32 protein-coding genes are annotated in these 26433 nt (G+C 65.9%); 6 read left to right on the top strand and 26 right to left on the bottom strand.

All coding sequences use genetic code 11. The features are described from left to right. Positions 1–142 precede the first annotated feature (142 nt). The 5 genes from BLR21_RS39185 to BLR21_RS42085 form a co-directional block, all read right to left on the bottom strand. The gene (locus tag BLR21_RS39185) at positions 143–394 is read right to left on the bottom strand and encodes a hypothetical protein (RefSeq protein WP_090014922.1); all 252 of its coding nucleotides are present in this window, start codon (positions 392–394) and stop codon (positions 143–145) included. 137 nt (positions 395–531) lie between these two features. After that, positions 532–2151, bottom strand: coding sequence for a hypothetical protein (locus BLR21_RS39180; protein WP_090014920.1), 1620 nt, complete (start codon positions 2149–2151; stop codon positions 532–534). A 159-nt stretch (positions 2152–2310) separates the two neighbouring features. Continuing rightward, on the bottom strand, positions 2311–3372 hold the full coding sequence (locus BLR21_RS39175; protein ID WP_143028084.1) for a hypothetical protein: 1062 nt from the start codon (positions 3370–3372) through the stop codon (positions 2311–2313). Positions 3373–3410: 38 nt separating this feature from the next. After that, positions 3411–3932: a hypothetical protein gene (locus tag BLR21_RS39170; protein WP_143028083.1), complete on the bottom strand. Its 522-nt coding sequence runs from the start codon at positions 3930–3932 to the stop codon at positions 3411–3413. 35 nt (positions 3933–3967) lie between these two features. After that, on the bottom strand, positions 3968–4627 hold the full coding sequence (locus BLR21_RS42085; protein WP_143028082.1) for an 8-oxoguanine DNA glycosylase OGG fold protein: 660 nt from the start codon (positions 4625–4627) through the stop codon (positions 3968–3970). Positions 4628–4809: 182 nt separating this feature from the next. Here BLR21_RS42085 and BLR21_RS39160 point away from each other — a divergent pair, with 182 nt between their 5' ends. Then, entirely contained in the window at positions 4810–5466 is a 657-nt protein-coding gene (locus tag BLR21_RS39160) for a uracil-DNA glycosylase family protein (protein ID WP_218131102.1), read from the top strand. Between the two features lie 232 nt (positions 5467–5698). Here the strand turns inward: BLR21_RS39160 and BLR21_RS39155 are convergent, their stop codons facing one another. From BLR21_RS39155 to arsM, 9 genes are all read right to left on the bottom strand, one after another. After that, the gene (locus BLR21_RS39155) at positions 5699–6913 is read right to left on the bottom strand and encodes a hypothetical protein (RefSeq protein WP_143028081.1); all 1215 of its coding nucleotides are present in this window, start codon (positions 6911–6913) and stop codon (positions 5699–5701) included. A 174-nt stretch (positions 6914–7087) separates the two neighbouring features. Then, a complete protein-coding gene (locus BLR21_RS39150) occupies positions 7088–7321 on the bottom strand; it encodes a DUF2188 domain-containing protein (protein ID WP_090014911.1) in 234 nt (77 codons plus the stop codon). A 121-nt stretch (positions 7322–7442) separates the two neighbouring features. Beyond that, entirely contained in the window at positions 7443–8420 is a 978-nt protein-coding gene (locus tag BLR21_RS42080) for a hypothetical protein (RefSeq protein WP_143028080.1), read from the bottom strand. A gap of 28 nt (positions 8421–8448) precedes the next feature. Beyond that, complete coding sequence (locus BLR21_RS39145) at positions 8449–9123, bottom strand: hypothetical protein (protein ID WP_090014909.1); 675 nt, start codon at positions 9121–9123, stop codon at positions 8449–8451. After that, the gene (locus tag BLR21_RS39140) at positions 9116–9649 is read right to left on the bottom strand and encodes a sigma-70 family RNA polymerase sigma factor (RefSeq protein WP_218131101.1); all 534 of its coding nucleotides are present in this window, start codon (positions 9647–9649) and stop codon (positions 9116–9118) included. The genes BLR21_RS39145 and BLR21_RS39140 overlap by 8 nt, the downstream gene beginning before the upstream one ends. 821 nt (positions 9650–10470) lie before the next feature. Further along, complete coding sequence (locus tag BLR21_RS39135) at positions 10471–10803, bottom strand: YnfA family protein (protein WP_176930006.1); 333 nt, start codon at positions 10801–10803, stop codon at positions 10471–10473. A 228-nt stretch (positions 10804–11031) separates the two neighbouring features. Beyond that, entirely contained in the window at positions 11032–11472 is a 441-nt protein-coding gene (locus BLR21_RS39130) for a MerR family transcriptional regulator (RefSeq protein WP_090014907.1), read from the bottom strand. Further along, on the bottom strand, positions 11469–11804 hold the full coding sequence (locus BLR21_RS44275) for a hypothetical protein (protein ID WP_090014904.1): 336 nt from the start codon (positions 11802–11804) through the stop codon (positions 11469–11471). Before BLR21_RS44275 ends, BLR21_RS39130 begins: the two co-directional genes overlap by 4 nt. Positions 11805–11843: 39 nt before the next feature. Continuing rightward, a complete protein-coding gene (gene arsM, locus BLR21_RS39120; RefSeq protein WP_090014902.1) occupies positions 11844–12731 on the bottom strand; it encodes an arsenite methyltransferase in 888 nt (295 codons plus the stop codon). An 80-nt stretch (positions 12732–12811) separates the two neighbouring features. Here arsM and BLR21_RS39115 point away from each other — a divergent pair, with 80 nt between their 5' ends. Continuing rightward, positions 12812–13168 carry an ArsR/SmtB family transcription factor gene (locus tag BLR21_RS39115; RefSeq protein ID WP_090014900.1) on the top strand — a complete coding sequence of 119 codons (357 nt, stop codon included), beginning with the start codon at positions 12812–12814 and terminating at the stop codon, positions 13166–13168. 129 nt (positions 13169–13297) lie between these two features. Beyond that, positions 13298–15376 (top strand): PhoX family protein, encoded by a 2079-nt coding sequence (locus tag BLR21_RS39110; RefSeq protein ID WP_256335223.1) that lies wholly within the window; start codon positions 13298–13300, stop codon positions 15374–15376. An 88-nt stretch (positions 15377–15464) separates the two neighbouring features. Here BLR21_RS39110 and BLR21_RS39105 read toward each other — a convergent pair whose 3' ends face one another. Both BLR21_RS39105 and BLR21_RS39100 read right to left on the bottom strand, forming a co-directional pair. Then, a complete protein-coding gene (locus tag BLR21_RS39105) occupies positions 15465–16100 on the bottom strand; it encodes an arsenate reductase ArsC (RefSeq protein WP_090014897.1) in 636 nt (211 codons plus the stop codon). Continuing rightward, on the bottom strand, positions 16097–16786 hold the full coding sequence (locus BLR21_RS39100) for an arsenate reductase/protein-tyrosine-phosphatase family protein (RefSeq protein ID WP_090014895.1): 690 nt from the start codon (positions 16784–16786) through the stop codon (positions 16097–16099). Before BLR21_RS39100 ends, BLR21_RS39105 begins: the two co-directional genes overlap by 4 nt. Positions 16787–16847: 61 nt before the next feature. On the opposite strand from BLR21_RS39100, the gene BLR21_RS39095 reads away from it, so the two are divergent. After that, positions 16848–17663: a sulfite exporter TauE/SafE family protein gene (locus BLR21_RS39095; protein ID WP_218131100.1), complete on the top strand. Its 816-nt coding sequence runs from the start codon at positions 16848–16850 to the stop codon at positions 17661–17663. Here the strand turns inward: BLR21_RS39095 and BLR21_RS39090 are convergent. From BLR21_RS39090 to BLR21_RS39045, 10 genes are all read right to left on the bottom strand, one after another. Continuing rightward, positions 17654–18610 carry an ArsO family NAD(P)H-dependent flavin-containing monooxygenase gene (locus tag BLR21_RS39090; RefSeq protein WP_256335222.1) on the bottom strand — a complete coding sequence of 319 codons (957 nt, stop codon included), beginning with the start codon at positions 18608–18610 and terminating at the stop codon, positions 17654–17656. The genes BLR21_RS39095 and BLR21_RS39090 overlap by 10 nt on opposite strands. A gap of 4 nt (positions 18611–18614) precedes the next feature. Next, entirely contained in the window at positions 18615–19691 is a 1077-nt protein-coding gene (arsB, locus tag BLR21_RS39085; RefSeq protein ID WP_090014893.1) for an ACR3 family arsenite efflux transporter, read from the bottom strand. Then, complete coding sequence (locus BLR21_RS39080) at positions 19688–19981, bottom strand: ArsR/SmtB family transcription factor (RefSeq protein WP_256335221.1); 294 nt, start codon at positions 19979–19981, stop codon at positions 19688–19690. The genes arsB and BLR21_RS39080 overlap by 4 nt, the downstream gene beginning before the upstream one ends. Before the next feature lie 56 nt (positions 19982–20037). After that, on the bottom strand, positions 20038–20397 hold the full coding sequence (locus BLR21_RS39075; protein ID WP_090014889.1) for a metalloregulator ArsR/SmtB family transcription factor: 360 nt from the start codon (positions 20395–20397) through the stop codon (positions 20038–20040). Between the two features lie 13 nt (positions 20398–20410). After that, on the bottom strand, positions 20411–21157 hold the full coding sequence (locus BLR21_RS39070) for a response regulator transcription factor (RefSeq protein WP_176930003.1): 747 nt from the start codon (positions 21155–21157) through the stop codon (positions 20411–20413). A 72-nt stretch (positions 21158–21229) separates the two neighbouring features. Further along, a complete protein-coding gene (gene pstB / locus BLR21_RS39065; RefSeq protein WP_090014947.1) occupies positions 21230–22129 on the bottom strand; it encodes a phosphate ABC transporter ATP-binding protein PstB in 900 nt (299 codons plus the stop codon). A gap of 25 nt (positions 22130–22154) precedes the next feature. Continuing rightward, positions 22155–23048: a phosphate ABC transporter permease PstA gene (gene pstA, locus BLR21_RS39060; protein ID WP_090014885.1), complete on the bottom strand. Its 894-nt coding sequence runs from the start codon at positions 23046–23048 to the stop codon at positions 22155–22157. Beyond that, positions 23048–24031: a phosphate ABC transporter permease subunit PstC gene (pstC, locus tag BLR21_RS39055; RefSeq protein WP_256335220.1), complete on the bottom strand. Its 984-nt coding sequence runs from the start codon at positions 24029–24031 to the stop codon at positions 23048–23050. The genes pstA and pstC overlap by 1 nt, the downstream gene beginning before the upstream one ends. Continuing rightward, complete coding sequence (locus BLR21_RS39050; RefSeq protein WP_218131099.1) at positions 24028–25011, bottom strand: PstS family phosphate ABC transporter substrate-binding protein; 984 nt, start codon at positions 25009–25011, stop codon at positions 24028–24030. Before BLR21_RS39050 ends, pstC begins: the two co-directional genes overlap by 4 nt. Before the next feature lie 156 nt (positions 25012–25167). Further along, positions 25168–25533, bottom strand: a complete 366-nt coding sequence (locus tag BLR21_RS39045; protein ID WP_090014881.1) for an ArsR/SmtB family transcription factor — start codon at positions 25531–25533, stop codon at positions 25168–25170. Between the two features lie 83 nt (positions 25534–25616). Here BLR21_RS39045 and BLR21_RS39040 point away from each other — a divergent pair, with 83 nt between their 5' ends. After that, positions 25617–26258, top strand: a complete 642-nt coding sequence (locus tag BLR21_RS39040) for an arsenate reductase ArsC (RefSeq protein WP_030476179.1) — start codon at positions 25617–25619, stop codon at positions 26256–26258. Continuing rightward, the gene (locus BLR21_RS42970) at positions 26258–26422 is read left to right on the top strand and encodes a hypothetical protein (RefSeq protein ID WP_176930002.1); all 165 of its coding nucleotides are present in this window, start codon (positions 26258–26260) and stop codon (positions 26420–26422) included. The genes BLR21_RS39040 and BLR21_RS42970 overlap by 1 nt, the downstream gene beginning before the upstream one ends. The last annotated feature ends 11 nt before the right edge of the window (positions 26423–26433 follow it).

The raw sequence follows: 26433 nt of genomic DNA, 5'->3' as shown, positions 1-26433 counted from the left end.
AGGAAGCGGTAGGTGCACTCGCCAAGTGCGCCTACCGCTCGAGGTGGCGAGACGAGTAGTCGGACGAAGCCATCACCGATCAGCTGCTGCGACCATCCGGATCTTCGTGATCAGGCAGTGCGGCGCTCTGCTCGGTCGCTGCCTACACGAGCAGGTCTCTGATCACGACCGCCAGCTCGCCTCGCAGGCGCTCCGCCTCAGCACCGTCCACGTACCGAACATGACCGGTGAAGGTGTAGTTCTTGCCTCGTGTCGGCTTGTTCCGATAGGACCAGACAGCTTGGTCGATGCTGGTCTCTTGCTGACCGCTCTCACAGTCAGGCGGAGTTTCGGGCGTCTGAGAGACCACGGCGTTCGATTCGTCGAGCGGCTTGTCTGCTTGCGAGGAGGACACGACGCACCTCCGAGTACGAGTCGACACCAACTCAACACCCGCGCGCAGAAGACCGCACGGTGAGTGTCACCCACAAGGAACCGCAACGGTCGAGTCGGCCGAACACTCCACGCTCATGCGCCCCGTTGACACGCGCGTTACCGGTCCTGTTGATCACCAGAGTCTCGCTCGCTGCGAACGCGGACAGCGACGGCGAGGATGTGCATCGGCCGGATGCGGTCGTCCACACCGGACGCGACGCTCAGCGTTGGCTCGCCGCAGTTGCCTACCCACATGCCCATCAACAGATCCCGCAGATACTGGCCGAGACCGATGGCCGCGTGCCGGATCTCGCTGTACCGAATGGTGAGTGACAGTGAACTCGGCTTGTCTCTCCCCTTGATGATGGCGTGCACCAACTTGGCTGGCACACACAGCACATCTCCAGCGGCTTGGATCAGCCAGTACACCGCGGTAGGGCTGTGCTCGAGCAGGTCGTGCAACTGCCTGATCTCGATGCGCCAGGAGTCGACGGAGCCACCAGTGCCATGCAGCAGCGACGACTTCTTGACCTGAACCAACTCACCGAAGCGCACCTTCAACCGGCCAGGAAGGTCAACAGCGACAACCAGACCGACATCCGCGCCGACCGTCCTTTCATCAGCCTTGCGCACCGGTCGCTGCGCGAGCGAGACCTCCGGCTTACGAACACCATGGGACTCGGTGAGCGTCAGCTCGGCGTCGATCTTGGAGAACTCGCTCTCGAGCCGGTCGAGAAGCCGCCCGGTAAGCGCGTCCTCCTCTGCGGCGCCCTGATTACGAACGACCTCACGAAAACGATTGAGCGCAATGGCGGCACGATCTCGCACCAAATCCTCAAGACGGCGTTGCGACAGCCAGGTGTGCGTCGGCTCTGCAAGTGGCCATGGGAACGCGTCGATGCGGCTACGGTCGTTGTCGAGAAGCGCAGCAACCACTTCGACCAAGTGCTGTGCCAGATCTGCCTGGTCCACACCGCCAGCACGGGCGAGAACCCCTTGTGCAGGCGTTCGAACGGCCAGATGCGGATGCTCCGCAGCAGACTCCACAGCATCTCGAAACAGGCGGTCTTCAAGAGCAACCTTCGCCACGAGCAACGACTCGAGATAGCCGCCCGAGTTCTTGCAGGCAGCCAGGAGCCACGGCATGGCCTCCGCCCATACCTTGGGCCACTGCTGCGCGTGCTGCTCAAGCCGGTGACGAGCAGCCGACTCGTTCAGGCTCAGTGCATGGTGCCATCGCGAGGTCCTGCTCAGCGTGACCTGAACCGTCAAGCGGCTCCACAACTCGCAGTGCAGTTCTTCAGCCTCATCGAGAAGCGTCTCAACGGCGAACCAGTCCGCCTCGTACCCGCCCTTCCAAGGTTCCAGCCAACCGCCGCCCGCTATCTCCCGAACCGCCTGCCGACCTGTCACCACACCCGCGGCCACGCCGGCAGGGACTCGAAGTCGTTGCCACGCAAGCTCATCGAACTGCTTGGAGTAGTCAGACAGCCAGGCCACGACCGCTGGACGGCCACGGTCTGAGAGCAGCAGCTCATGACTTATGTCCAGCAGGGCGTGCTCAATCGCTCCGGCATCGTGCGCGACCATCAACTCAACCGCGTACTCGCGGCGGAGACCGAAGTAGTCGTACAGGGAGCGCGAGTCGGCCCGGAGTTTGAGGGCAAGCGCAGGCAGCTCCTCCAGGAACTCCTGCCCGTCAGACGTACCTCGTGCCCACTCCCAGGCTTCAGTCATGACTGGGTCCTGCTCGGCTTCCGGCAGTAGATCACCACCTGACATGCTTCGAGTGTAGTTTCGTCAGGAGTGGAGCCTTGTAGGGCTCGCCAGCAAAGGTCAGACTCGCAACGGCCGGCTACGCCACTGGCCCCGATGTGCTCAGGTAGCCCAACAGTATTACTTTTCTGTTTTGGGTGGCCAAAGTTCCCACCTGTTGGCTGTCCCTCTGCGCACGACGGCGTCTGGGTATTGCCCCTGGAGATCGGTGAGTTTCGTGATCACCTCAGCGATCGGCAGCCCGGACGGGACGACGGCGAGTGGCTTCGGTTTCGGGGGAGCAGGGGACTCTTTGCGGGAATCAGCGGCCCGCATCAGGATGTCTCGGGCTTCCTTGAGCCGCGCCGCCCAGTCTGGCCATGCAGGGCACGGCACGGTCTCGCGCACGCCGCTCTGCCAGACGTAGCCGTGTTGACTCGCGGGCCTGACGCATTCAGAGCACATGTCCTGAGCTGCTAACGGAGGGATCGCGAGCAGCTTCTCCAACTCTCGTTTCGACGCGGCCAGCTCGCCTCGAATCTTGGACCTCTCCGCACTCTTGGGCGGCGCTGCCGACAGCGCCGCAGCTTGTTCACTGACCAAGCCCCTCAGGCGTCTGACTTCACCCTCGCGCCAGATCTTGAACAGGGTGAGGTGGATGTCACGACGTTCAGCGGGCAGTAGCCCCGCCTTGTCCACCACTGCCTCAGGGTCTTCCACCTCACCCCGAAGCCTTTCGGCCCTTGCCTCAAGCGCGTTGCTGTCCTCCTGCGAGCCGACTGGCCATATGCGGTTTTCTCGCTCACGCAGCTGCGCTTCACACTCCAACAGAGCGAGACGCGCGTTTTCACGGGAACCATCGAAGTCGGCGATCCTGGCGAGTCGTTGTGCTTCCTGCTCTGCCGAACGCTGCTTGGACTCCGCGTCCAATCTCGCCCACTTCGCATCCAGCTCGGCCTCGGTCAAGTAGCGATGCCCAGGCTCCGCACGAGTCCATTGGTGGAATATGTCCGTCGCTTTGACGTAGTCATCCGCCTGGTCTTCCATCACCCACGGATTCCACGAGGACGCCTCGTGGAGTTGGATCATGAGGCTCCGGGCCCGCTGGAACTCCTCCGCCGTCGAAGTCGCATCCGGCAAGGGCTTCCAGAGAAAGCCGCCGTGCTCAACAGTGTGAACCACGAAACCTTCCCAATCTCGCATCGTGGACTCGGCTTCGTGCGTCCCCGGTGTTGAGAGGTTCACGGTGTACGCAGGCCGAGGCGGTCGTCGTCCGTCCACTCCGAGGGCCGACCGATTTCCGCACAGTGTTCAGCCCACGTCTTGCGGCTCCGGTCTGATGGCGTCGCTCGGGCCCAGTAGGTCACCTGGCCGTTGTAGCGCCACGCGCCGGTCGCTGGTCCGTACTCGCTGACCAGCTCGCCCATCCGTTCCAGCCGGCCGAGCGCGACACCGAAACGGACACTGGACGCCGTGTAGGCACGAGAGCCGAACATGGAGTGGCCTTGATCGGCAACGTGGGCGGCGAACAGATCGGGGAATCGCGTGCGCAGACGGTGCTCGACGATGCCGTACTCGACGAAGGGGTCACCGGCGTCCACACACCGGTTGAGCGGTTCGAGCAGTTCGTCGGTCACACCCTCCTGTACCTCGCTCGGTGACTGGACGGCTTCGCGGGTCGTGAACCATTCGTGGTCGCCATGCTCCTGGTTGGTACAGCGGTACTGCAGCAAGCGATCCGGAAGCCTGCGCGGCGGCAGCACGTCATCAGCGCTGAAGCACTTCGGACAGGTGATGATCACGATCGTTCCTCCGGTTCGCCAGCGAAGAGGGTGCGTTCGATCTCATCGGGTGCGCACCGGTTGTCGTAGGCCCAACGGGCGAGCAGGTCGCAGTAACGCCCATAGGTTTCCGCCGGCCAGGGACCTGCGTGGTGCAACGATGCCCAGCCGCACCGCTCGCGCAGCCTGGTCGCCACGACGCGGTCGAGAATGAGTGACGGGTGGCCTGGTGCGCCGCCGCCGGCGAAATACAGAAACTTCGTAAAGAACGACGGACCCAGCCACAGGATCTCGTTGCGTCGCTCAGGCCGAAGCAGGGCGTACGCGGCGGCAGGGTCGCGCCTGGACTCCACTGCGGCTCTGCTGAGGAGATCCTCTACTCGCGGCACGTCGGCGGCGATAGCGTCCAGCCGACGTGCGTTCTGTCGCAAGTACCTGCCCGATCCCCACGCTAGGGTCCGCCACAGCAGGGTGAATACATCTAGGGATTCAGCCGCCCACACTTCGGCGCGAGTAATGGTCGGCCCGGCTGGCGGCGTACCGGGCAAACTCCGTGAGCTGACCGCGTCGCGCCACCACTCTCCCTTGATGTGGATGACGTGTTCATCGATAGCCGCTCGGCGAGGCTGTGCGGGGACCGCCCAGGCGGGCAGCGCCAACGTTGCCAGGTCGGTCATCGGCATACCGCATGCATCGCCACACCCATGCTGTCGTTACTGGGTGGAACATCGGCCTGCAGTAACGGACAAGCAAGCACGAAGGATGACCTGCTCAGAGGCAGCTCGATCACCTTCGTGGTGGAGCAACGCACGAACGTGTAGTTGGCTGGCCGTCAGCTGATCAACCGAGAGGCGACCTCGTGAGACAAGCACACGCAGACCCCACCGTCGTTGCCGCCAAACACATGCGGCTTCGCGAGCAACACGTCGCGCCACTGGTCGACCTCGCCAACCGGATCGCGGCGGCAGAAGGACTCCCTCCAGGAACCGTGCCCTACCCCGACCCAGAGTTCGGCGGTGTCCACGCGCGAGCCCTGTTCCTGCTCGACAGCCCCGGCCCACGCGCAAAGCTGGAGACCGGCGGCTCAGGACTGCTCAGCATCGACAACGACGACCCCTCGGCGGCACGTGCCCACACCGCCTATCGCACTTTCCACATCGACCGCGGACTGTGCCTGCACTGGAACGTTTGTCCGTTCCCCACGGCGAAAGACCAGTCCAGCACGTCGGAGCGAACCCGCGCAGCGCGATACACCCTCGAACTACTCGACCTGCTTCCCCGGCTCGAGCTGGTGACGCTGCTCGGCCGAGCAGCCGAAGACGGCTGGCGCAGAGCCGACATCCACCGAAACGACCTCGTCGTCCTCCGCGGACCGCACCCGTCGAACCGGGGAATCAACGCAGTCGCAGGCAACGCCGAGCGCTTCCAGTCGACGATGCGAACCGTCGCGGTCCACCTCACCCAGCCTCCCCGCCTCATCGGCGACCGACCTGCTTCCCACCCACAAGGTCACTGACGATGCTGGGAGCACGTGATCCATCTGTTCGATGTCGCCTTCCCCAGACCGGTCGTAGGGGACCGAGTGACAACGGTCTTCACCGCGCCTTCGCAACAGTTGTCCACGCTGCGGTCTGCAGCGTTGGACGCGGTTCAACTGACCGATCGGCACGACAGCCCTACCGCACGATCAAACCCGCAAGCGCGAGCCACCAGCCGCCAGGCCCTGTTCGACCACAACCATCCACAGCTCAAGGCGTCCCGGTGGACCGGGCAGCAATCAGGGTTGAAAGTGCGTTGTTGAGATCTGCCAGGCGACTGAGCAGGAGCGTCCCGTGGCGGGCAACAGCAGGCGACTTCGCGAGCTGAGCAGCGACATACTTGTCCGTCATGACGATGTCGCAGTAGGGAATCGCGGCCGAGACAGCATCGGCATCGCGTATGTCGTTGCCTGTCCAGCTCTTGTAGGAGTTACGGAATCCCTTGTCAGCAAGCGTGATGTTGATCGCCGCGCTGGGGATGTCGTCCAACAGCTCGGTCAACGACTCCTTGCCCTTGGCGTAGAAGTCGCTGATGTCCATGTTGTACGGCTGCAACGCAGTAGGAAGGTGGTGTGCCAGTTCCCAGTAGAGGTAACGCGCGTGCACGAGATCTCCGAGCCGATCGCGATCTGCTGTGCCGTCCTTCAGCATCTCGGCAAGCTCCTTCTCGCGCTTCAAACGAGCTTCCTCAACCGCGGCAACGTTCTCCGGCCGGTACCCTCGCGCCCTCAAGTCAGGCAGCTCCTCGGGCGCCGGTCCACGCAGCATTGTGTACTCGCCCGTCACGCGGACGATGGTCTCGATCGCGCGCACCTGCGCAGCTGGCAGGTCAGGAGTCCCACCGCCCTTCTGCCGGAGCACGAACGCGCCCCGCACACCGACTGCGAAGGGCTGCCCTATGCCGAGCACCGCGATAGGCGCAGGCGGTTGGCCACCGAAGCGTGTCGCAAGTGCTGTCTGCAGCTGGTGCTGCACCACGGTTGACCGACCCGAGATGGCCGCAAAGCCCGTGATCTCGGCGATGACGTTCGCAAGGTCGGTACGCTGGCGGAGTGAGGAGATCCGAGCGACCTCCATGTAGGTCGCGGCGGTGAGGAACACAATCGCTTCTCCGGCGCGGGTTGCCGCACGCAAAGCCTTGTACGCCGCTTCGTCCTGCGGGGACTCCGGTCGGCCCAACCGCGCCTTGGCCAACGCCACCCAGTCCTTGACGTCGAGATAGATCTTGATCCGGTCTACCGAGCTTATGCCGAGCAGCGGATAGCGATCAGTCTCGGCGCAATGGCGCAGAGCCAAGGTCAGGACGTCCCGCGGAATTCCGAACTGTTGCAGGGCGGCATCGAACGAACTCGCGAAGACGCCGGACATACCGCTCTGTTCATCCAGTCGACCAGCCGCGGTATGCGGTTCGCCGGTCTTGGCCACAGTCGCCTACTTCCGCATGCTCAGCTTGCCAGTGATGTGGAGTGACTTTCACGGAACACGGGACAGGTGCACCGCAGCGGCCCGGCATACAACACGCCGAGCCGCTGCGGTGGTGCCCCGTCAGAAACGCCATGGCGGTCATGTGATCAGAGCTGGACGCCCCGCCAGGGCTGGTCAGCCGCGTGAAGAGCGGGGGTCGTTGCCCGGCTTGATCGTGTCCTGCTGGCGGATGGTGCCATCACGGCCGCGGACCTGCAGTTCGCCGCCGCCGGAGTTTCCGAGGATCTCACGTGCACGATCGATACCATCTGATTGAGTCGAAACGACTGCACTGGCACGATCGGCACCTGGGGCTCGAACCTCCCAGTTTCCGTCCTCGCGATGTTGGACGACTCGCTTGTTGGTCATCGGTTGCCTCCCTAGGGAAAACAGCAGCTGGTCTCGACGGCACCCAATTGATCACCGTCCCGACAGCGTGCTCTTACCAGGTAGTCGAGACAGGCCATCTGAGAGTTAGCGATACAGCAGGCTAGCTACGACATTCTTCACAGAGGCCGCCGACAAGGAGGTGCGGTTGGTATCGCAGGAAGCAGCCGCCGCTGCACATCTGTTCCTTCTGTGCGATCCGTCCACATCGGCAGTTCCCGCATACGGGGCAGTACGGTTGCCCGCAGTCTTGGCAAGGGTAGCCGCGCACGGTTTGCGTTCGCCCGCAACAGTGGATCTCGGTGGAGGGGCGCGTGTCGAAGTCCCGGGGCTCGTCGATGTGCAGTCGCTCGGCATCCCAGATGTCAATATCCGAGAACACTGCGATGATACGTCTACCTTCGCTCACAGCGTCGACGTAATAGTCTTCCTGTTTTCCCCAGGGCGTTCGCCAGAAGGTCTTTCTGGTCATCGCTTCACCGAGTGGCATGCTCCTGAAGGGGTGCCCTGTGGGAACGCTCTGTCCCGGCCAGGGAAAAACAGTTGGCCACCCCTCCGCGGCGTCGGGCCTGACGCTTGCATACTGCACTTCGTCCTGGTCACGATCGATCACCGCGACCGCGCCAAGGTGCGGCAGCCTGCCGGCGACAGCGATGGAGCATGCCGGAACGCTGGCTTGGCAGGCTCGGTATAGGTCCATCACATGCGTCGCCCGGACACGCCCACCGATCACTGAATCGACAACTGCCCCCGGAATAAGGAGACGCTGAGCGATGCGGTCACAAATTGTTTCCAGCATGCGCGGCGGATCTTCTTGGTCGCCGAGCCAGTCGTACAGCTCTTCGACCTGCTCGACGAGCCAGTGCCCGAGCTCGTGTGCGAGCGTGAAGTTCTCACGTCGGCTGTATGGCGTCGGCGCGTAAAGGACGACTCCATCCTGCAGAAAAGAAACTCCGTCGCACGCGCCGCCGTCAGCACGTCGACTCGCCAGATGATCTACAGCAGTAACCGTCAGACCGAGATCGTCACGGAGAACCCCGAGAGGATTAGCCGCGAACCGCCCACGAACGACTTCGTCCAAGTAACCAAGAGCTCGGTCGACACACTGATCAAGGTTCATTTCGGCGTGTCCCGCTCTCCACAGCGGCTACAAGCGCATCAAGAGACTGCAGCAACTGACCGGCATCCGGACGATCTCCACGGTGAACTGTGGCACGCAACCGCGACTCCAACACCGAAGCCGCCATCGCATGCGACAAACCCTGAAGCCGGGCCCAACGTTCCACCAGCCCTTCGAACTTGGACGAACGGGCAACCTCAGCGACAGCGTCGTTCTCCACGTCGGCCTGCAGGTTCGTTGTGAGCTGTTCGACGCTGACGCCAGTCTCGTCAGCGATGGCCTTGATCAGAGCGGGCGCGACGTCAGCTGCCGACTGGTTCTCCCATCGAAAGACATCCCGCCCCTGAACTTCCCAACCACGCGCGACAAGACGCTCGGCTAGTTCACTCCCCTTCAACCTGGCGTTCTTCCGCGCTCGAACCAGAGCCTTGGCATCCAGCGCGCAGTGCGGATCCGGGTTGAGACCCAGCAAGGCCGCTACCGGATCAGACTCCAACGGCGGCGCGCCGTGCCCCGCCTCCCACAGCAGGTCTGCGACCTCGATCAGCGACTCGACTTCGGCACGGTCGCCTTCATTCAGCAAGGGTTGGGGCTTGTCTCTGACGTTGCCAGCGCGAGCCTCCAGAAGGCTTGCAAGTGCCTCATCGCGCTCGTCTTTAGTCATGTGCCACCTCCTCCGGGCTCATCGCATCGCGCAATTGTTCCAGCGCGGCCTTGGCCATCTGGCTCACTCGGGCCGGCGTCACGCCCAGTTCCTCCGCGACCTCGGCCCGCGGACGCTCGAGGGCGACGTACTCCCAAGCCACCTTGCGGTGTCGGTCGTCCAACACCGCAAGGTGGTCCCACACCTCGGCCGCTGCCCGTTGACGGTCCGCAGCCTCCGCGACCTCCTCGGCCACGTCGCCCAGGTCGGCGTGGTCGTGCTCTTCCCCGAGTTCCGGCCCCGCGTGTCGGACAGCGGCCGAACGCAGCCGGTCAAGTGCTCTCCGCTTGGCCGTCGCGACCATGACCGCCTCCCACTCGCGGACGTCGTCGGGCGGAGAGGCCATGAGCGACATCATCGCCTCTTGAACGGCGTCGCCTGCCTGATCGGCGATCCCGGCCTCGCGCAGGACCTTCGCGGCGACTCTGTGCATGGCGTCTCGATGCTTGAGGTACAGCGCCGCCCAGTCAGGCTGAGTCTCGGGCACGCTGGCTACCACCCTTCTCACGCACCGAAGGACGTGCCATCGGTCGCCTCCACTTGCGCTTCTCGCTGGGCGGTTCGCCAGCTCATCACGTAGTCGACGCTCGAGGTGCCTGCGTTAGCTGGGCAGGTGACGCGCCGGAGGAGGGAAGGACACCGCGATCACAGCGGTAGCCCCGCCCGCAGACGATCCGTACCGTTCACACGTCGGCCCAGAACCGCCACACACCAACGAAACCGTGCGTCGATGCCCAGTCGAACCGGGGACAGGGTAAGCACGCGTCAGCGGCGAGCTCGAAGATCGCGGTGAACAACCACCCGGTTGGGCGACCCGATCCTGGAGAATCCGCTGACCCTGTTTCGTGGTGATCAACATCGATTCTCCGGATTTCTCCGGCCTGGCGCCCCACTGTCCAAAGTGGACCAGAAACGAAGATCGCCCGCCGAACCTGTTTACGCAGGTCAGCGAGCGATTCGTATGCTGTATGAAATTGTGGAGCTGAGGGGACTCGAACCCCTGACCCTCACACTGCCAGTCGGGTCGGGTCACGTCTCTGAACTGCAGAAACAGAGAAATCCATGGTCAACCGGTGCCGTTGGCTGCCGTTCAGTGCCGTTAAGCGCCGTTGCGTGACGTTCCGCTCTACGCTGTGCTCCAGTTTTGCTCCACTTAGCACAGTGTGAGACTCACCAGAAGCATCACGAAGTAGCTGCAACACAAGGGTTGCGCCGCTCCTACGCCAACATGGACCGCTTGCCTCTGCAGGTTCGTCCCGCCACGTTGATCACATTGTCCACAGGAGACTGTCGAGCCGCTGGCCCGAGTCAGCGCGGTGCGTACATGATCACGGCGACACCGACCAGGCAGATGCCCGCACCCAGGTAGTCCCACCGGTCCGGCCGGAATCCGTCCAGCACCATGCCCCAGGCCAGTGATCCGGCGACGAAGACCCCGCCGTAGGCAGCGAGAATCCGGCCGAAGTTCGGATCGGGCTGGAACGTCGCGACAAAGCCGTACGCGCCGAGTGCCAGCACACCGCCGGCAATCCACAGCAGACCCCGGTCCTCCCGCAGTCCTTGCCACACCAGCCAAGCGCCTCCGATCTCCGCCACCGCGGCGAGCACGAACAACACCACCGAACGCAGCACCATCATGATCCGGAAGTCTGACATTCACATCCGTCACCGACGCAGCTGTGCCGCCGCCGACGCCGAAGCACCAACCACGCGCCAACGCCCACCACAGCGGCTACGCCAAGACCAACCAGCACGTCCTGGAAGCCGATCGCCGAGAAGAAGCCTGTCACCGCGGCGATTCCCAACACCGGCACGAGACAGCACAGCAGACAGGCGGCTCCGGCGAGCCACGCGAATCGACGGACCTTGTCAGCAGCAGGAGCCGGCATCGGCGACCTTCCCCTCGGCGAGGCCGGCGAACGGCAGCGGGCAGGACGAGATGTGCGAGCACGCGATGAGGTCGTCGCAGCCCGCCGCCACCGCGGCCTTCAACGTGTCCCGGATGATCTCCAGATCGGCGATCTTGGTCTCGACTTCGGTCAGCTTGGCGGTAGCTCGCGCCTGCAGTCCCGGCTTGCCGTGCCGGTGCGTCCCGAGGTCGAGCAGTTCGGCGACCTCCTCGAGGGTGAAACCGAGTCGCTGGGCGGCCTTGATGACCCGGATGACGGTCACCGTCTCCGCCGGGTAGACCCGGTGCCCGCCCAGCGTCCGGTCCGGCTCGGTGAGGAGGCCGACCCGCTCGTAGTACCGCAGCGTCTGCCGGTTCACGCCCGCGGCCTCGGCGACCTCCCCAGCACGCAACCCGCTCACGTCGACATGCCCTCCGCCCGTGCCACGAGCGCTTCGAGCACGTCGACGTGCTGCTCTGGAACCTTGATCTCCAGGTGCAGTGTGCCGCCGGTCGCGACCAAGCTGAAGGTGAAGAACGAACAGCATCCGGCCTCCCGCACCACGAGGTCAGCCGCCCGCGCGGCCACCTCGGACCGCGGCTGGAGATCCAAGGAAACGGACGTGGCGTCAACACGTCGAACGTCCTGTAGCGCCTGCGCGAACAATGCGTCGAACTCAGCGACCCGCAGTGGCCGTTCCGCGGTGGGCGGTGTGCAGGCCTGCGGAGCCCAAGGCTCAGCTTTTGTGCTCATGCTTCGACGGTAAGCCTGTACTTGGGTACCAGATGCAAGTCACTGACAGCCGCATCCGGCAGCTGATTTGGCTTCAGTGACCGTGACGCCCGGCTCGACCGCCTGTTCGGTCGGCGTGCAGCACGCGCTGACGCCGCAACACGACGCTTCACCTTGTGCCGCAACCGGTGTATCCACCGATTCAGTCGGCTTGGTGGCACGGACGATGGCGGAGTGCATGCCGTCCGCGGCCTCGAAGGTCGGCGTGATCTCGACGTCGGCGAAGCCGGCGGCCTTAAGGCCTTCGCGGTATTCGGTGAAGGTGAGGGCTCCGGCGATGCAGCTGACGTAGGAGCCGCGCTCGGCTCGCTCGGCGGGCGTGAGGTGGTCGTCGGCGACGACGTCGGAGATGCCGATGCGGCCGCCGGGGCGCAGGACGCGGAAGGTTTCGGCGAACACGGCGGGCTTGTCGACGGAGAGGTTGATGACGCAGTTGGAGATCACGACGTCGATGGTGTTGCCGGGCAGCGGGATGGCTTCGATGTTGCCCTTGAGGAACTCGACGTTGGTGGCGCCTGCCTTGTCGGCGTTGGACAGTGCGAGCGCGAGCATCTCGTCGGTCATGTCGAGGCCGTAGGCCTTGCCGGTGGGGCCGACGCGGCGGGCGGAGAGCAGGACGTCGATGCCGCCGCCCGATCCCAGGTCCAGCACTCGCTCGCCTTCGCGGAGTTCGGCGACGGCGATGGGGTTGCCGCAGCCGAGTGAGGCTGCCACCGCCTCGGCGGGCAGCTCATCGCGCTGAGCCGCCGGGTAGAGCGTGGCGCCGAAGGTCTCGTCGACCTCCACGGCCGCCGGATTGCAGCACCCGCCTCCCCCGTTGACGACAGCGGTCGCGGCTGCGGCATAGCGGGCGCGGACGGTCTCACGCAGCTCAGTCTGCTCGCTCATGAGCGGTCTACCTCCAGGCTGTATCGAAGTTTATCTATGTCATGTTTGCACTGGAGGCCGAGGCGAGTCAACATTGAAGAATGTCGAAGCAAGGTGAGGGCTGCTGCGAGCCGCTGTCGGAGGAGCCGCTCGCCAAGGAGCAGGCGACGGAGCTGGCGACGATGTTCAAGGCTCTCGGCGATCCGGTGCGCCTGCGGCTGCTGTCGCTGATCGCGTCACGCCCCAGCGGCGAGGTCTGCGTCTGTGAGCTCACGCCCGCGTTCGAGCTCTCACAGCCGACGATCTCCCACCACCTGAAGCTCCTTCGACAGGCAGGCCTGGTCGACTCCGATCGTCGCGGAACGTGGGTGTACTACCGGGTTCGCCCGGAGACCACCGACCGGCTGGCCGCATTGCTGGCGAGTGTGAGCAGCGAACAGCGCGCTGCCGCGGTGTAGGCCGAGCAGGGTTCGCCTGCTGTTCATGCGGACGTCGCCAGCCGAGCGGAACGACCGCCTACCGTCCTGGATCGACATAAGCCGATCTACCGGCGCTTGTCGTTCCCGATGGACTCGCATGGAGGTACCGTGCCGCCGCGTCCCACCACGGACCAGCGGATCATCCCGCTGCCCTTGGCGTCGACCAACCACGCCGGGCGTTCTGCCCTGACCTGCCGCTACCGCTGCGGCGACGCCTGCTTCCACGAGGCGCCCAACACCTCCGACAACCCCTACCTCGGTGACGTGATCGCCGGTGTGTTGTCCCGTCGTTCGCTGCTGCGGTCCACCGCCGTGTTGTCGTTGGCAGCGGCGGGAACGGCGGCCGTTGCCTCACCCGCTGCGGCGGACGTCGAGCTGGACGTCGAACTCCGCCTCGGTGGCAGCCGCGGTGCTCGCGGACTTCGCTTCGATCCGGTGGCGCACAACAAGCTCGATGCTGTGGTCACGCCGGCTGCCTATGAGCAGGACGTCGTGATCCGGTGGGGTGACCCGGTTCTGCCTGGCGCGCCGGCTTTCGACCACACCAAGCAGACGGCGGCGGCGCAGGCCAAGCAGTTCGGCTTCAACGTCGACTACCTCGCGCTGCTGGAACTCGACCACGATCGGCTCGTGCTCGTCGCGAACCACGAGTACACCAGCGAGCAGGTGATGTTCGCCGGGTACAGCTCCGCCAACCCGACGCGCGAGCAGGTCGAGATCGCCTGGGCTGCGCACGGCCTGAGCGTCGTCGTGCTCGAGGAACAGCGGCGCAGCTGCAAGCTGTCGCCGATCAAGCACCGCCTCAACCGCCGGATCACCGCCACGAGCAAGCTGCAGTTCACCGGCCCTGCGGCGGGTAGCGCGTTCTTGAAGACCTCCGTAGACCCGACCGGGCGCACGGTGCTGGGCACGTTGAACAACTGCGGTGGCGGTGTCACGCCGTGGGGCACGGTGCTGTCCGGCGAGGAGAACTTCAACCAGTACTTCGGCAACGCCGATCTGGTCACCGACCCCGCCACGAAGGCGCGGCTGGCCCGCTATGGCTTGCGCGGCTTGGCGAGCGAGCGCAAGTGGGAGCGGTTCGACAAGCGCTTCGACGTGGCGCAGGAGCCCAACGAGACCAACCGGCACGGCTGGGTCGTGGAGATCGACCCGTTCGATCCGGACTTCGTGCCGCGCAAGCGGACCGCTCTCGGCCGGTTCAAGCACGAGGCTGCGGAGCCGCGGCTCACCTCTGACGGCCGGGTCGTGCTGTACATGGGCGACGACGAGCGGTTCGACTACTTCTACAAGTACGTCTCCAAGAACCGCGTGAAGCACGGGCGCAGCGAGTCGGCCCGCCGACACAACCTCACGCTGCTCGACGAGGGCACGCTCTACGTCGCCAAGTTCACCGGTGACAGCCCCGCCGCCGAAATCGACGGCACCGGCACGCTCCCTGCGGACGGCGCGTTCGACGGCACCGGTGAGTGGGTCGCGCTGGCGAGCGGGAACAAGTCGTTCGTGCCGGGCATGACCGCCGAAGAGGTCTACGTGTTCACGCGTCTCGCCGCAGACAAGGTGGGCGCGACGAAGATGGACCGGCCCGAGGACGTCGAGCCGCACCCGGACAACGGGACCGTCTACATCGCACTGACCAACAACTCCGACCGCGGCGCGGCGGGCAAGGCGGCACCGGACGAGGCCAACCCGCGCACCCGCAACCGGCACGGCCAGATCATGGAGGTCATGGAGTCGCGCAACAACGCCGCGGCGACGAGCTTCCGGTGGCGGTTGTTCCTGGTGTGCGGCGATCCGGCGGACCCGAGCACGTACTTCGCCGGGTTCCCGAAGGACAAGGTGTCGGCGGTGTCCTGCCCGGACAACCTCGCGTTCGACCGCCACGGCAACCTGTGGATCGCGACCGACGGCAGCGCACTCGGCTCCAACGACGGCCTCTTCGGCGTTGCTGTGGACGGTCGCTATCGCGGTCAGGTCAAGCAGTTCCTCACCGTGCCCGTCGGCGCGGAGACGTGCGGGCCGATCATCGAGGAACGGCGGATCGTCGTCGCCGTGCAGCACCCCGGCGAGCTCGACGGCGCGACGGTCGAGAAGCCGGGATCGACCTGGCCCGGCGGTCCGGGCACGATCGCGCGACCGTCCGTGGTCGCGGTGCGCCGATCCGATCGAGGCAGGATCGGCGACTAGGACTCGGCTACCGATGGCCGGGATCGGTTAGTGGGAACGACTAACCAAGGCGGGGACCGTCCGGTTCGGACGGTCCCCGCTCCCGTTGTCAGACGCGGGCCGCGACGCCGAGCTCGTCGAGGAGGGCGCGGACCCTGCGCTCGATCTCGTCGCGCACGGGGCGGACGTCGGCGACGTCCTTGCCGGCCGGGTCATCGAGCGTCCAGTCCAGGTAGCGCTTGCCCGGGAACACCGGGCACGCGTCGCCGCAGCCCATCGAGACGATCACGTCGGCGGCGCGGACGATCTCGTCGGTCCACGGCTTGGGGAACTCGCGGGAGATGTTGATGCCGCGCTCGAGCATGGCCTCGACGGCGGCCGGGTTGATCTGGTTGCCGGGCTCGGAGCCGCCGGACCAGGCCACCGCGCGGTCCTCGGCGAGGTCTTCGAAGAACCCGAGCGCCATCTGGCTGCGCCCGGCGTTGTGCACGCAGAGGAAGAGCACGATCGGCTTGTTGTCCGTCACGTGTCCTTCGACCTTGGCCAGGGCGTGCAGCCTCTGGCGGGCGAACCGTTCTGCCAGCAGCGGCAGGAAGTTCGGGATGGTGCTGTTCGAGGCGAACTGGTCGTAGCTGGTGTTCAGGAACCGCTCGATGGTCTCGGTACCGAAGATGCCGTGGAACTGCGACTGCAGGCGGCTGGCGGCGGTCTTGAGGGCGAGTTGCTGGTCGATGCTCAGGGTCATCGGTCTTCTCCAGACTGGTGAACGACGGGGGCCAGCCGGTCGACCCGGTCGGCGAGATCGAGAAAGGCGTGTTCGAAGGCGTCCTCGGTGCCGGTGCGAGCCGGATCGGGAACCGACCAGTGCAGGCGGTCGAGGTGGCTGTCGAGCTGTTCGTGGGCGTTGTCGCAGACGGCGATCACGAGGTCGTCCGGCCGCAGGATGTCTTCGACGTGGGCGGTGCGGGCGCGGGCGAGCGGCAGGCCGTGCGCCTTGGCGGTCGCGACCGCAAGCGGGTGCACTCCATTGGCGGGCTTCGTGCCGGCGGAGGCGGTGGGTACGGTGCTGCGCTTCTTCCACAGCGCCGCGGCGAGCTGGGAGCGCGCCGAGTTGTAGGTGCAGACGAACACCACGCGCGGCGCCGTTCGGTTTCCCGCCGGGCCGAGCCCGGTCAGCGCGTCCGCACGCAGGCGCAGGTAGTTGCGGCGCTGGTCCCCTTCCGAGCGGATGCGCTCCAGCACTCCTGCCTGTTCGAGCAGCTTCACGTGGTGTGCCAGCAGGTTGCTGGGCAGGCCGAGCTCGCGGCCGACCTCGCTGGGCGAGGAGTCGCCGAGGAGCAGCCGGTCGACGATCGCCAGCCGTGCGGGTTCGCCGAGCACCGCGTGCAGCCGTGCCCGCTCCACCACCAAGGAAGACCACTCAACGTTCATTGAGTCAATGATGGTTGAGCATTACTCCGATGTCAACGGTGGCGGCCATTACTGTGGGCGCGTGACGATCGACGAAGACCTGATTCCGACGCGAGCCGGCCGCCCCGCGCCGGTGGTGTTCGCCGCCGGTGCGGCGGTGGGTCTGCTGGGCGGGATGATCGGGCTGGGTGGCGCGGAGTTCCGGCTGCCGTTGCTGATCGGCCTGTTCGGGTTCGCCGCTCTGTCCGCGGTCATCCTCAACAAGGCGATGAGCCTGGTCGTCGTCCTCACCGCGCTGCCCGCCAGGCTGGCCACCGTCACGGTCGCCGATCTCGGCAGTCACTGGGCGGTCGCCGCCAACCTGCTCGCCGGCAGCCTGATCGGGGCGTGGGCGGGCGCGGGCTGGGCGATCCGGATGCGGACCGCCACCCTGTACAAAGTCCTCGCCGCCCTGATGGTCCTCATGGCGGCCGCGCTGGTGCTCATGCACGTCACCAGCGTGGGGACCCTCGACCTGCCGCCGGTGGCCCAGGCCGTCGCCGGAATCGCCGCGGGGTTCGGCATCGGGGTGGTCGCGGCCATCATGGGCGTGGCGGGCGGAGAGCTGCTGATCCCCACGATCGTGCTGTTGTACGGCGTCGACATCAAGACGGCGGGCAGCCTGTCGCTGCTGGTCTCCCTGCCCACGATGGTCGTCGCGTTCGCCCGCTACAGCCGCGACAACAACTTCCGCGTCCTGCGCGACAACGTGCGCTTCGCCGTCATCATGGTCACCGGCTCGATCGTCGGCGCGTTGCTCGGCGGGCTGCTCCTGGGAGCGATTTCCGACCTGGTGCTCATCCCCGCGCTCGCCGTCGTCTTGCTGGTATCAGCGGTGAAACTCGCCCGTCACCACTGATCCTCGGCAATCCGGGCGACGGTCGCCTTGGCGGTGGGGCCGACGCCGATCAGGGTCGCGGACGCAGCCCCGGTCCAGCCGCCGTACCCGAGCAGGTGCAGGCGCGGCTCCCCCGCCGCTGTCGTGCCGTCCACCGCGACGCGGCCGCGTTCATCGCGCAGTTGCAGTGGCGCGAGGTGCCCGAGCGCGGGCCGGAACCCGGTGGACCAGATCACGACGTCGGCTTCAGCGAGCATGTCGGTGTCCATCGGAGTCGCCACGAGCAACCCGCTGTCGCGAGCCTCCCGAACCGGCGGGACAGCCACGATGTCACCCAACTCCCCCACGCCACCCGCCCGGCGGCTGGCGATGTCGAAGAGTGCCTTGCCGTCGATCTCGTCGGGCAGGTAGCGCGGCGGCCGGCGGGTCATCCACGTCAGCGACGCGTGCGGCACGAGGTCGGCCGCGATCTGGGCGCCGGAGTTGCCGCCACCGACCACGACGACCTTCTGGCCCGCGAACTCCAATGGGTCGTGGTAGTCGACGGTGTGCAGCTGACGGCCGGGCAGTTCCATCAGCGGACGGAACGGCCGCCACCACGTGCCGGTAGCGCTGATCACGTGCCGCGCGGCCCAAGTCCCGGCATCGGTGTGCACCAACAGCCCATCGTCAGCACGGCTCACCGACGTCACCTGGACAGGCCGGTGCACAGGAACGTCGTAGCGCTTCTCGTAAGCCGTCAGGTAGTCGACCACGTGCTGAGCGGTCGGATAACCATCCGAAAAAGACGGCATCGGCCAGCCCGGCAACGAGCTGTGGCGCGCGACGGAGAACAGCCGCAGCGAGTTCCACCCGTGCGGCCAGGCCCCGCCCGGTGCGGCTTGGGCATCGAGCACCACGTAGTCGATTCCCGCGCGCCGCAGGTAGTAGGCGGCGGCCAGGCCTGCCTGGCCGCCGCCGATCACCACGACATCAGACTTCAGCGCGGGCCACCCAACGACGCCGCAGCCATAGGCTCACGTACACGAGCCCGACCAGCACAGGCACCTCGATCAGCGGGCCAACCACACCGGCCAGCGCCTGGCCGGAGGTCACGCCGAACACGCCGATCGCGACCGCGATGGCGAGCTCGAAGTTATTGCCCGCCGCCGTGAACGCCAGCGTCGTCGTACGCTCGTACGAGAGCCCGGACGCCTTGCCGAGCGCGTACGAACCGGCCCACATGATGGCGAAGTAGACCAGCAGCGGCAGCGCGATCCGGACGACGTCCAGCGGCCGGTTGGTGATGGTCTCGCCCTGCAGCGCGAACAGGATGACGATGGTGAACAGCAGGCCGTACAGGGCGATCGGACCCACGCGCGGCAGGTACTTGGACTCGTACCACTCCCTGCCCTTCGAGCGTTCACCGAGCTTGCGGCTGAGGTAGCCGGCCAGCAGCGGGATGCCGAGGAAGATCAGCACGGACTTGGCGATCTCCCACGCCGAGAAGTCCACCGACGCGGTGTCCAGGCCCAGCCAGCCGGGCAGGAGGTCGAGGTAGAACCAGCCGAGCACACCGAACATGATCACCTGGAACACCGAGTTCAATGCCACCAGTACGGCGGCGGCTTCGCGGTCGCCGCAGGCGAGGTCGTTCCAGATGATGACCATGGCGATGCACCGGGCCAGGCCGACGATGATGAGGCCGGTGCGGTACTCGGGCAGGTCGGCCAGGAAGATCCAGGCCAGGGCGAACATCAGCGCCGGGCCGAGCACCCAGTTCAGCACCAGCGACAACACCATCGTGCGCTTGTCGCGGGTGACGGTGTCGAGCTTGTCGTAGCGGACCTTGGCGAGCACCGGGTACATCATCAGCAGCAGACCGAGGGCGATCGGCAGCGACACCCCGTCGATCTTCACCGCCTCGAGCACGCTCTGCAGGCCGGGCACGAAGCTGCCGAGCGCGAGCCCGGCAACCATGGCGAGGCCGATCCACGCCGGCAGCCACCGGTCCAGAAAGGACAGCCGGTGCAGGACGTCCTGCTCCGCCGTCGGGTTGGTGGTGCTCAACAGGGCCTCCTGGCATCGGAGTTGGCGCGGTCGGCCAGCTCGTTCAGACTGTCGGCGATCCGGCGCAAGGCGTCGGGCCGCAGGCGGTAGTACGTGAAGCGCCCGCACGGCTCGGTGTCGACGAACCCGGCCTCGCGCAGCACCTTCAGGTGGTTCGACACGTTGGTCTGCTTCGCGCCGGTCTCCTCGACGAGGTGACAGGTGCACAGGGCCTCGCCGGCCAGCAGCTGCAGGATCTGGGCGCGCAGCGGGTCGGCGAGAACTTTCAACACATCAGCATCGAGTGACATCAGCCGGGAATGATACATCAGCCCCGCCTGATGAGACGCTGACCCGAATCAGCAGCTCAGTCGCAGCGGGAGGCCGGCTCGTCACGCAGCGGGCCACCAGGGCGCAGGAACTGCTCCATGGTGTCCAGCACCTCGTGGTCCACCCGGTACCAGCTCCAGGTGCCGCGCCGCTCGCGTTGCAGCACACCCGCGCTGACCAGGATTTTCAGGTGGTGGCTCAGCGAGGACTGCGGCATCTCGAACTCGTCGGCGAGGTCGCAGAAGCACGCCTCGCCGCTCGCCGCCTGCCTCACGAGCACAACCAGCTGGACCCTGATGGGATCCGCGAGAGCCTTGAAGAGACGTGCGGCGGAAGCCGGGTCGTCAGGCACCGCCACCAGCGCCTCCCTTCGCGCATCCAGGTCCGTTGTCGCCATGGTGACATGTTCATCAAACAGAATGAACGTCCGGTGAACGTGACCCTACCGGCGGCACACTGAACTGGTATCCGAGGCCACGAACGACACGAATCCACGTTGGATTGTGGTCGTCGTCACCCAGCCGCTTGCGTAGCCGCATGATGTGGACGTTGAGCGTGTTGCTCTTCGCCAATGGCCGGTCCGCCCACAGCGCGGCGACGAGCTCGTTGCGGCTGACCACCGCGCCGGGTCTTTCGGCGAAGTAGCGCAGCATGAGGAACTCCATCGGCGGCAGCGGGACGAGCACGCCGTCGAGCCAGAACTGCGGCACCGCGCCGTCGACGCGAAGCCGGCCGAGGTCGATGACCATCGGCCGGATCTCCACCGTGTCGGTTTTCGGTGCGAGCGATCCGAGGAACGCGAGCAGTTCACGGGTGCGGTAGGGGCGTGGCACCACCGCTGTCACGCCCACCTCCGCGGCCCGCGCCGCGAAGTCGCCCGAGCCTGGCCCTGCGCCGACGACGATCGGCACGTCCGGGTCGTCGGCGCGCACGATCGTGAGGAAGTCGATCGGATCGAGCCTCCCCACCGCGGGACCGAGCAGCACAGCGTCCGGACACGTCCGGCCGAGCACCAGCAGGGCCTCCGCCGGGTCAGGGCAGACCCGCGGCTCCACCGGCTGACCGGTGAACCCTTCGAGGAGCTGGTGCACGACGTCGGCGTCGTGGTCCACCACGAGGACGGCGAGCCGGTTCTGGACCCGGCTCTTGTTCGCCATGCAGGCTCGCCGCCGCGTGTGGAACTGTGAGCTGTCGGACTCCCAAGCCCCCAACGCAGAGCCCGTCATGGCTTAACCGAATCGTCCGGTGATGTACGCCTCGGTCCGGGCGTCGGAGGGATTGCCGAAGATGTGCTCGGTGGTGTCGAACTCGACCAGCTTTCCGGTGCGCTGACCCTTCTCGTCGGCCTCCGCGGTGAAGAAGCCCGTGCGCTGCGAGACGCGGGCCGCCTGCTGCATGTTGTGGGTGACGATGATGATCGTGTAGGTCGAGGCGAGCTCGACCATGAGGTCCTCGATCTTCGCGGTGGCGATCGGGTCCAGCGCCGAGCACGGCTCGTCCATCAGGATCACCTCGGGCGAGGTGGCGATGGCGCGGGCGATGCACAGTCGCTGCTGCTGACCGCCGGACAGGCCGAACGCGTTCTGCTTGAGCTTGTCCTTCACCTCGTCCCACAACGCGGCACCGCGCAACGCCCGCTCCACCACGGTGTCCATGTCGGACACCTTCATGCCGGTGACCCGCGGACCGTAGGCGACGTTGTCGTAGATGGACTTCGGGAACGGGTTGGGCTTCTGGAACACCATTCCGATGCGCCGGCGCACCTCGATGACGTCGACGTCCTCACCGTAGATGTCGACGCCGTGGTAGGCGACAGCTCCTTCGACGCGGGCGCCGGGCACGAGGTCGTTCATCCGGTTCAGGCACCGCAGCACGGTGGACTTGCCGCAACCGGACGGGCCGATCAGGGCGGTGATCTCCCTGCTGCCGAACGACATGTTGACGTCGGTGACGGCGCGGAAGTCGCTGTAGAAGACTTCCAGGTCCTTCAGGGTGATCACGCCGTCCGGCGCTCCCTCCACGGGCGCGACGGTGTTCGAGCGCTCGATGGTCACCTGCTTCTCCGGTGTCGAGTCGCCCTGGGTCGTGCGCTGTTCGGTGGACACGGTTCGCTGCTCCGATCTGGTCATGAGGTCTCGCTCCTTCATTCGCGTGTCACCAACGGCGCTGATAGCGGTTGCGCAACCAGATCGCGAGCGCGTTCATCACGAGCAGCACGATGATCAGCAGGAGGATCGTGGAGTAGGCCAGGTCGCGGAACTCGACGCGGTCGAGCGGTACCAGGCTGAAGATCTGAGTCGGCAGAACGGTGTAACGGGAGAACACGCCGTCCGGGTTGAACGTGAGGAACGTCGTCGCGCCGACGAGCAGCAGCGGTGCCGCCTCACCGATCGCACGGGACAGCGCGAGGATGGAGCCGGTCGCGATGCCCGGCACCGCCGAGGGCAACACCTGCCGCCACGTGGTCTGCCACTGCGTCGCGCCCAGCGCGAGCGAGCCGGAGCGGATCTCCGACGGCACCGCGCGCAACGCCTCACGGCACGTGATGATCACGACCGGCAGGATCAGCAAAGCCAGCGAGATCGCGCCCGCGAGGAGCACAGCGCCGATGGACAACGGGCCACGCACAACGAACCCGAGCGTGAGAATGCCGTAGATCACCGACGGCACCGCGGCGAGGTTCTGGATGTTGAGCTCGATCAGGCGGTTCCACCAGCGGGTGTTGTCCGCGTACTCCTCCAGGTACACCGCGGCCGCGATACCCAGTGGCAACGCGATGAGCGCCGTCAGCACCATGATCCAGATCGTGCCGAACAGCGCGGACTTCACGCCCGAGGTGTCCGGCCGCAGTCGCGACGGGTGCTCTGTGACGAGGTTCAGGTCGAACCGCGCCAGTCCTTTCTGAATGATCACGGCGAGCACGAAGAAGAGGAACGCGCAGATGATCGCCAGGCACGCCCACAGTGCCACGGCGAACACGGTCGGCCCCACGCCTTTGCGGCGGCCGGACTTCAGGCTCTGGTCAACGACCAGTGTCGTCGCGGTCATCAGTAGGCCTGCCTGTACTTGCGGACCAGCCGGATGCTGATCATGTTGATCAGGAGGGTCATCACGAACAGCAGCGCGCCGATCGCGAACAACGCGTAGTACGACGGGCTGCCGTGCGGTGTGTCGCCGCTCGCGGCCTGCGCGATGAACCCGGTCATCGTCTGCGCGCCCTTGAGCGGGTCCGCGGTGAACAGCGGCATGTTGCCCGCGGCGATCGCGACGATCATCGTCTCGCCGATCGCGCGCGAGATGCCGAGGACGACCGCGGCGACGATGCCCGACAACGCGGCCGGGAACACGACGCGCACCGTCGTCTGCATCCTGTTGGCGCCCAACGCGTACGAGCCCTGCCGCAGCGCCAGCGGAACGGCCGACATCGCGTCCTCGCTCAGGGAGGCGACCGTGGGCACGATCATGAAGCCCATCACGATGCCGGGCGAGATCATGCTGTAGATGCCCTCGATGCCCAGCAAGGGCTTGAGGATCGGCGTGATCACGGTGAGCGCGAGGAAGCCGTAGACCACGGTCGGCACGCCGGCGAGGATTTCGAGGATCGGCTTGAAGATCTTCCGCACGCGCTGCGAGGCGTACTCGCTGAGGTAGATCGCGGCACCGAGGCCGAACGGGACTGCGACCACCAGGGAGATCAGTGTGATCATCAAGGTCGCGGTGACCAGCGGCAGGACACCCCAGGACTTGTCGTCCCAGTTGAACTTGTCGCCGAACAGGGCCGTCCACTCGGTGCCGAACAGGAACTCCCCCACGCTGACGTGGGTGAAGAACTCGGCGACCGGCGCGAATAGCGACGCGACGATGCCGACCGTGACGAGAACTGACAACGCGGCCGCGCCGACCAGCACGGCCTTGATGATCTTCTCGCCGATGCGCGGGCTCTGCGCGGTCAGGTCGACCGGTGGCCCTTCCCATGCGACGGGGTGGCCGCCCGACTCCGGGCGACCACCGTCACGAGTCTTGGTACTCACTTACCGGCGGCCTTCGCCTGCAGCGCTGCGAGCTCGTCCTTGGCCTTCTTCTTCTGGTCCTCGGTCAGCGGCACGAACCGAGCGGCCTTGACGATGTCGTCGTTGTTCGTGAGGTAGAACTCGACGAACTTCTCGACCTGGACCTTCTTCAGTCCGGCGTCGGAGGGGTAGATGAACAGCGGGCGCGCGAGCGGGCTGTAGCTACCGTCCTGCGCGGCCTTCACCGACGGCTCGACGCAACCCTTGCCCTTACCGCCGTCGATCTTCACGGCCTTGAGCTTGTCGGCGTTCTCCTCGAAGTAGGAGAAGCCGAAGTAGCCCAGGCCGCCCTTGGAGCCGCTGACACCCTGGACGGTGATGTTGTCGTTCTCGGTCGGGTTGTAGTCCTTGCGGCTGGCGCCTTCCTTGCCGTTGATTGCGCCGGTGAAGTAGTCGAACGTGCCGGAGTCAGCGCCGGCGCCGTAGAGGTCGAGTTTCTGGTCCGGGAATGACGGGTCGACCTCTTTCCAGTTGGCGACCTTCGAGTCCGGCTCCCAGATCTTCTTCAGCTGCGCGACCGTGAGGCACTCGGCCCAGGTGTTCTCCTTGTGCACCACGACGGTCAGCGCGTCGTTGGCGACCTGCAGCTCGGTGTAGTTGACACCCTTCTCCGTGCAGACCTTGCCCTCCTCGGCCTTGATCGGGCGAGAGGCACCGGAGATGTCGGTCTCACCGACGCAGAACTTCTTGAAGCCACCGCCGGTACCGGAGGCGCTCACCGATACCTGGACGCCGCTGTTCTTCTCCATGAACAGCTCGGCCGCGGCGATCGACAGCGGTTCCACGGTGCTGGAGCCGTCGATGACGACGGGGCCGGAGAGCTGTTCACCCCCGCTCTCGGAGCCACTGCCGTTGTTCTGCCCACCACAGGCGGACAGGGTCAGCGCGGCGACAGCCACGACGGACAACACGTGCGCACGCTTCACCTGGCGGATGGTCACTGACGTGCCTCCTGCTCGGGACCCGGATCGGGACCGGGATCTTCGACGAGAACCCTCGTTCGAGGGCCCCTGCATCGAAGAATCCCGTTCTAAACAGAAGGTGAACGTGGAGTGACCAGAACAACTATGGTTGAAAAATCTCGATCCAACCCGTGTTCACATTGAGCCAATCGGCTGACCGAGAAGCCGCCCGACCTCTTCCAGGCGCTCCGGGATCGCGACGTACCAGCCCCAGGTGCCGCGGCGCTCGCCGCGAACGAGGCCCGCTTCCGCGAGCACGCGGAGGTGATGACTCACGGTTCCCTGACTCAAGCCGACACTGTCGACGAGGTCGCAGACGCACGACTCACCGCTCGGGGCGAGCTGAAGCAGGCGGAGGAGTTCGAGGCGGACGGGACTGGACAGCGCCTTGAAGATCTCGGCGATCCGGCGCGCTTCAGCGGGATCCATGCCCTGGCCGAGTGGCACGCAGCGCTTGTGGCCGCCGCTGTCCATCTGGAGTTCATCCCGACGCTCCACCATGGCCCGAGGGTACGACCTAGATTGACAAAAGTCGATGCAAACGGTCTGCTTTGCATCGGTAATTCTCGGTCCAAGGAGACCTCATGACCCGCGCAGGCGGACTTCCCCAGCACGAGCTCACCGCCCAGCTTCTCCGCATCACCGATGAGCTGGCTGACAAGTTCCACGGCGTGTTCGGCCGGGAAACTGTCGAGCGCTTCGTCGACGAGACCTACGCCCTGCTCAACGAGAACGCCACGGTGAAGACGCACCTCGCGACGCTGACAGCCCGATTCGCCAAGCAGCGCCTGCACGACTACGGCCGCGCCCAGGGCCTGACCAAGGTCGAGGTGCCGCAGGTGTTGTTCATCTGCGTGCACAACGTCGGCCGGTCGCAGATGGCATCGGCGCTACTGGAGCACCACGCGTTCGGCAAGATCGCCGTGCGTTCCGCCGGCAGCCAGCCGAGTGGCTCCATCCCGTCGCAAATCACCGAGGTGCTGGCGGAGCTGAACATCCCGCTCACGCAGGCGTTCCCGAAGCCGCTCACCGACGAGGTCGTGCGTGCCGCGGACGTCGTCGTGACGATGGGCTGCGGCGACTCGTGCCCGGTCTATCCCGGCAAGCGCTACCTGGACTGGGAGGTGGCCGACCCGGTCGGCGCTCCGCTGCACCGCGTTCGCGAGGTGCGCGACGACATCGACCGGCGGGTCAGAAGCCTGCTGTCCGAACTTCTGGGCGACTGATGTTGCAGGTCTTGCTGGTCACGCTGATCGGGACGGTCGGGATCGTCGCGACGTTCGCGCTCGGCGTCTCGAACCTCTCTCAGGCCCGCAAGACCTTCGCCTGCATCTGGTTCACCGTGTGCGGAGCACTGGTTGTAGGCGGTCTGTACCTGTATGTGACGTGAGGAATCGTGTC

This window comes from Lentzea albidocapillata subsp. violacea, assembly GCF_900100275.1.
GTDB classification, from domain to species: Bacteria; Actinomycetota; Actinomycetes; order Mycobacteriales; family Pseudonocardiaceae; genus Lentzea; species Lentzea violacea.
This window is presented reverse-complemented; position numbering and strand designations above follow the sequence as displayed.

Excerpts from the sequence above, each read along its gene's own strand:
- BLR21_RS42970 (WP_176930002.1), top strand. The coding sequence starts at position 26,258 with ATGTTGCAGGTCTTGCTGGTCACGCTGATCGGGACGGTCGGGATCGTC.
- BLR21_RS39150 (WP_090014911.1), bottom strand. The coding sequence starts at position 7,321 with ATGACCAACAAGCGAGTCGTCCAACATCGCGAGGACGGAAACTGGGAG.
- BLR21_RS39180 (WP_090014920.1), bottom strand. The coding sequence starts at position 2,151 with ATGACTGAAGCCTGGGAGTGGGCACGAGGTACGTCTGACGGGCAGGAG.
- BLR21_RS39045 (WP_090014881.1), bottom strand. The coding sequence starts at position 25,533 with ATGGTGGAGCGTCGGGATGAACTCCAGATGGACAGCGGCGGCCACAAG.
- BLR21_RS39070 (WP_176930003.1), bottom strand. The coding sequence starts at position 21,157 with ATGGCGAACAAGAGCCGGGTCCAGAACCGGCTCGCCGTCCTCGTGGTG.
- BLR21_RS39075 (WP_090014889.1), bottom strand. The coding sequence starts at position 20,397 with ATGGCGACAACGGACCTGGATGCGCGAAGGGAGGCGCTGGTGGCGGTG.
- BLR21_RS39080 (WP_256335221.1), bottom strand. The coding sequence starts at position 19,981 with ATGTCACTCGATGCTGATGTGTTGAAAGTTCTCGCCGACCCGCTGCGC.
- pstA (WP_090014885.1), bottom strand. The coding sequence starts at position 23,048 with ATGACCGCGACGACACTGGTCGTTGACCAGAGCCTGAAGTCCGGCCGC.
- BLR21_RS39145 (WP_090014909.1), bottom strand. The coding sequence starts at position 9,123 with ATGACTAAAGACGAGCGCGATGAGGCACTTGCAAGCCTTCTGGAGGCT.
- BLR21_RS42085 (WP_143028082.1), bottom strand. The coding sequence starts at position 4,627 with ATGACCGACCTGGCAACGTTGGCGCTGCCCGCCTGGGCGGTCCCCGCA.
- BLR21_RS44275 (WP_090014904.1), bottom strand. The coding sequence starts at position 11,804 with ATGAGCACAAAAGCTGAGCCTTGGGCTCCGCAGGCCTGCACACCGCCC.
- BLR21_RS39115 (WP_090014900.1), top strand. The coding sequence starts at position 12,812 with ATGTCGAAGCAAGGTGAGGGCTGCTGCGAGCCGCTGTCGGAGGAGCCG.
- BLR21_RS39100 (WP_090014895.1), bottom strand. The coding sequence starts at position 16,786 with ATGAACGTTGAGTGGTCTTCCTTGGTGGTGGAGCGGGCACGGCTGCAC.
- arsM (WP_090014902.1), bottom strand. The coding sequence starts at position 12,731 with ATGAGCGAGCAGACTGAGCTGCGTGAGACCGTCCGCGCCCGCTATGCC.
- BLR21_RS39175 (WP_143028084.1), bottom strand. The coding sequence starts at position 3,372 with ATGCGAGATTGGGAAGGTTTCGTGGTTCACACTGTTGAGCACGGCGGC.
- BLR21_RS39040 (WP_030476179.1), top strand. The coding sequence starts at position 25,617 with ATGACCCGCGCAGGCGGACTTCCCCAGCACGAGCTCACCGCCCAGCTT.
- BLR21_RS39105 (WP_090014897.1), bottom strand. The coding sequence starts at position 16,100 with ATGACCCTGAGCATCGACCAGCAACTCGCCCTCAAGACCGCCGCCAGC.
- pstB (WP_090014947.1), bottom strand. The coding sequence starts at position 22,129 with ATGACCAGATCGGAGCAGCGAACCGTGTCCACCGAACAGCGCACGACC.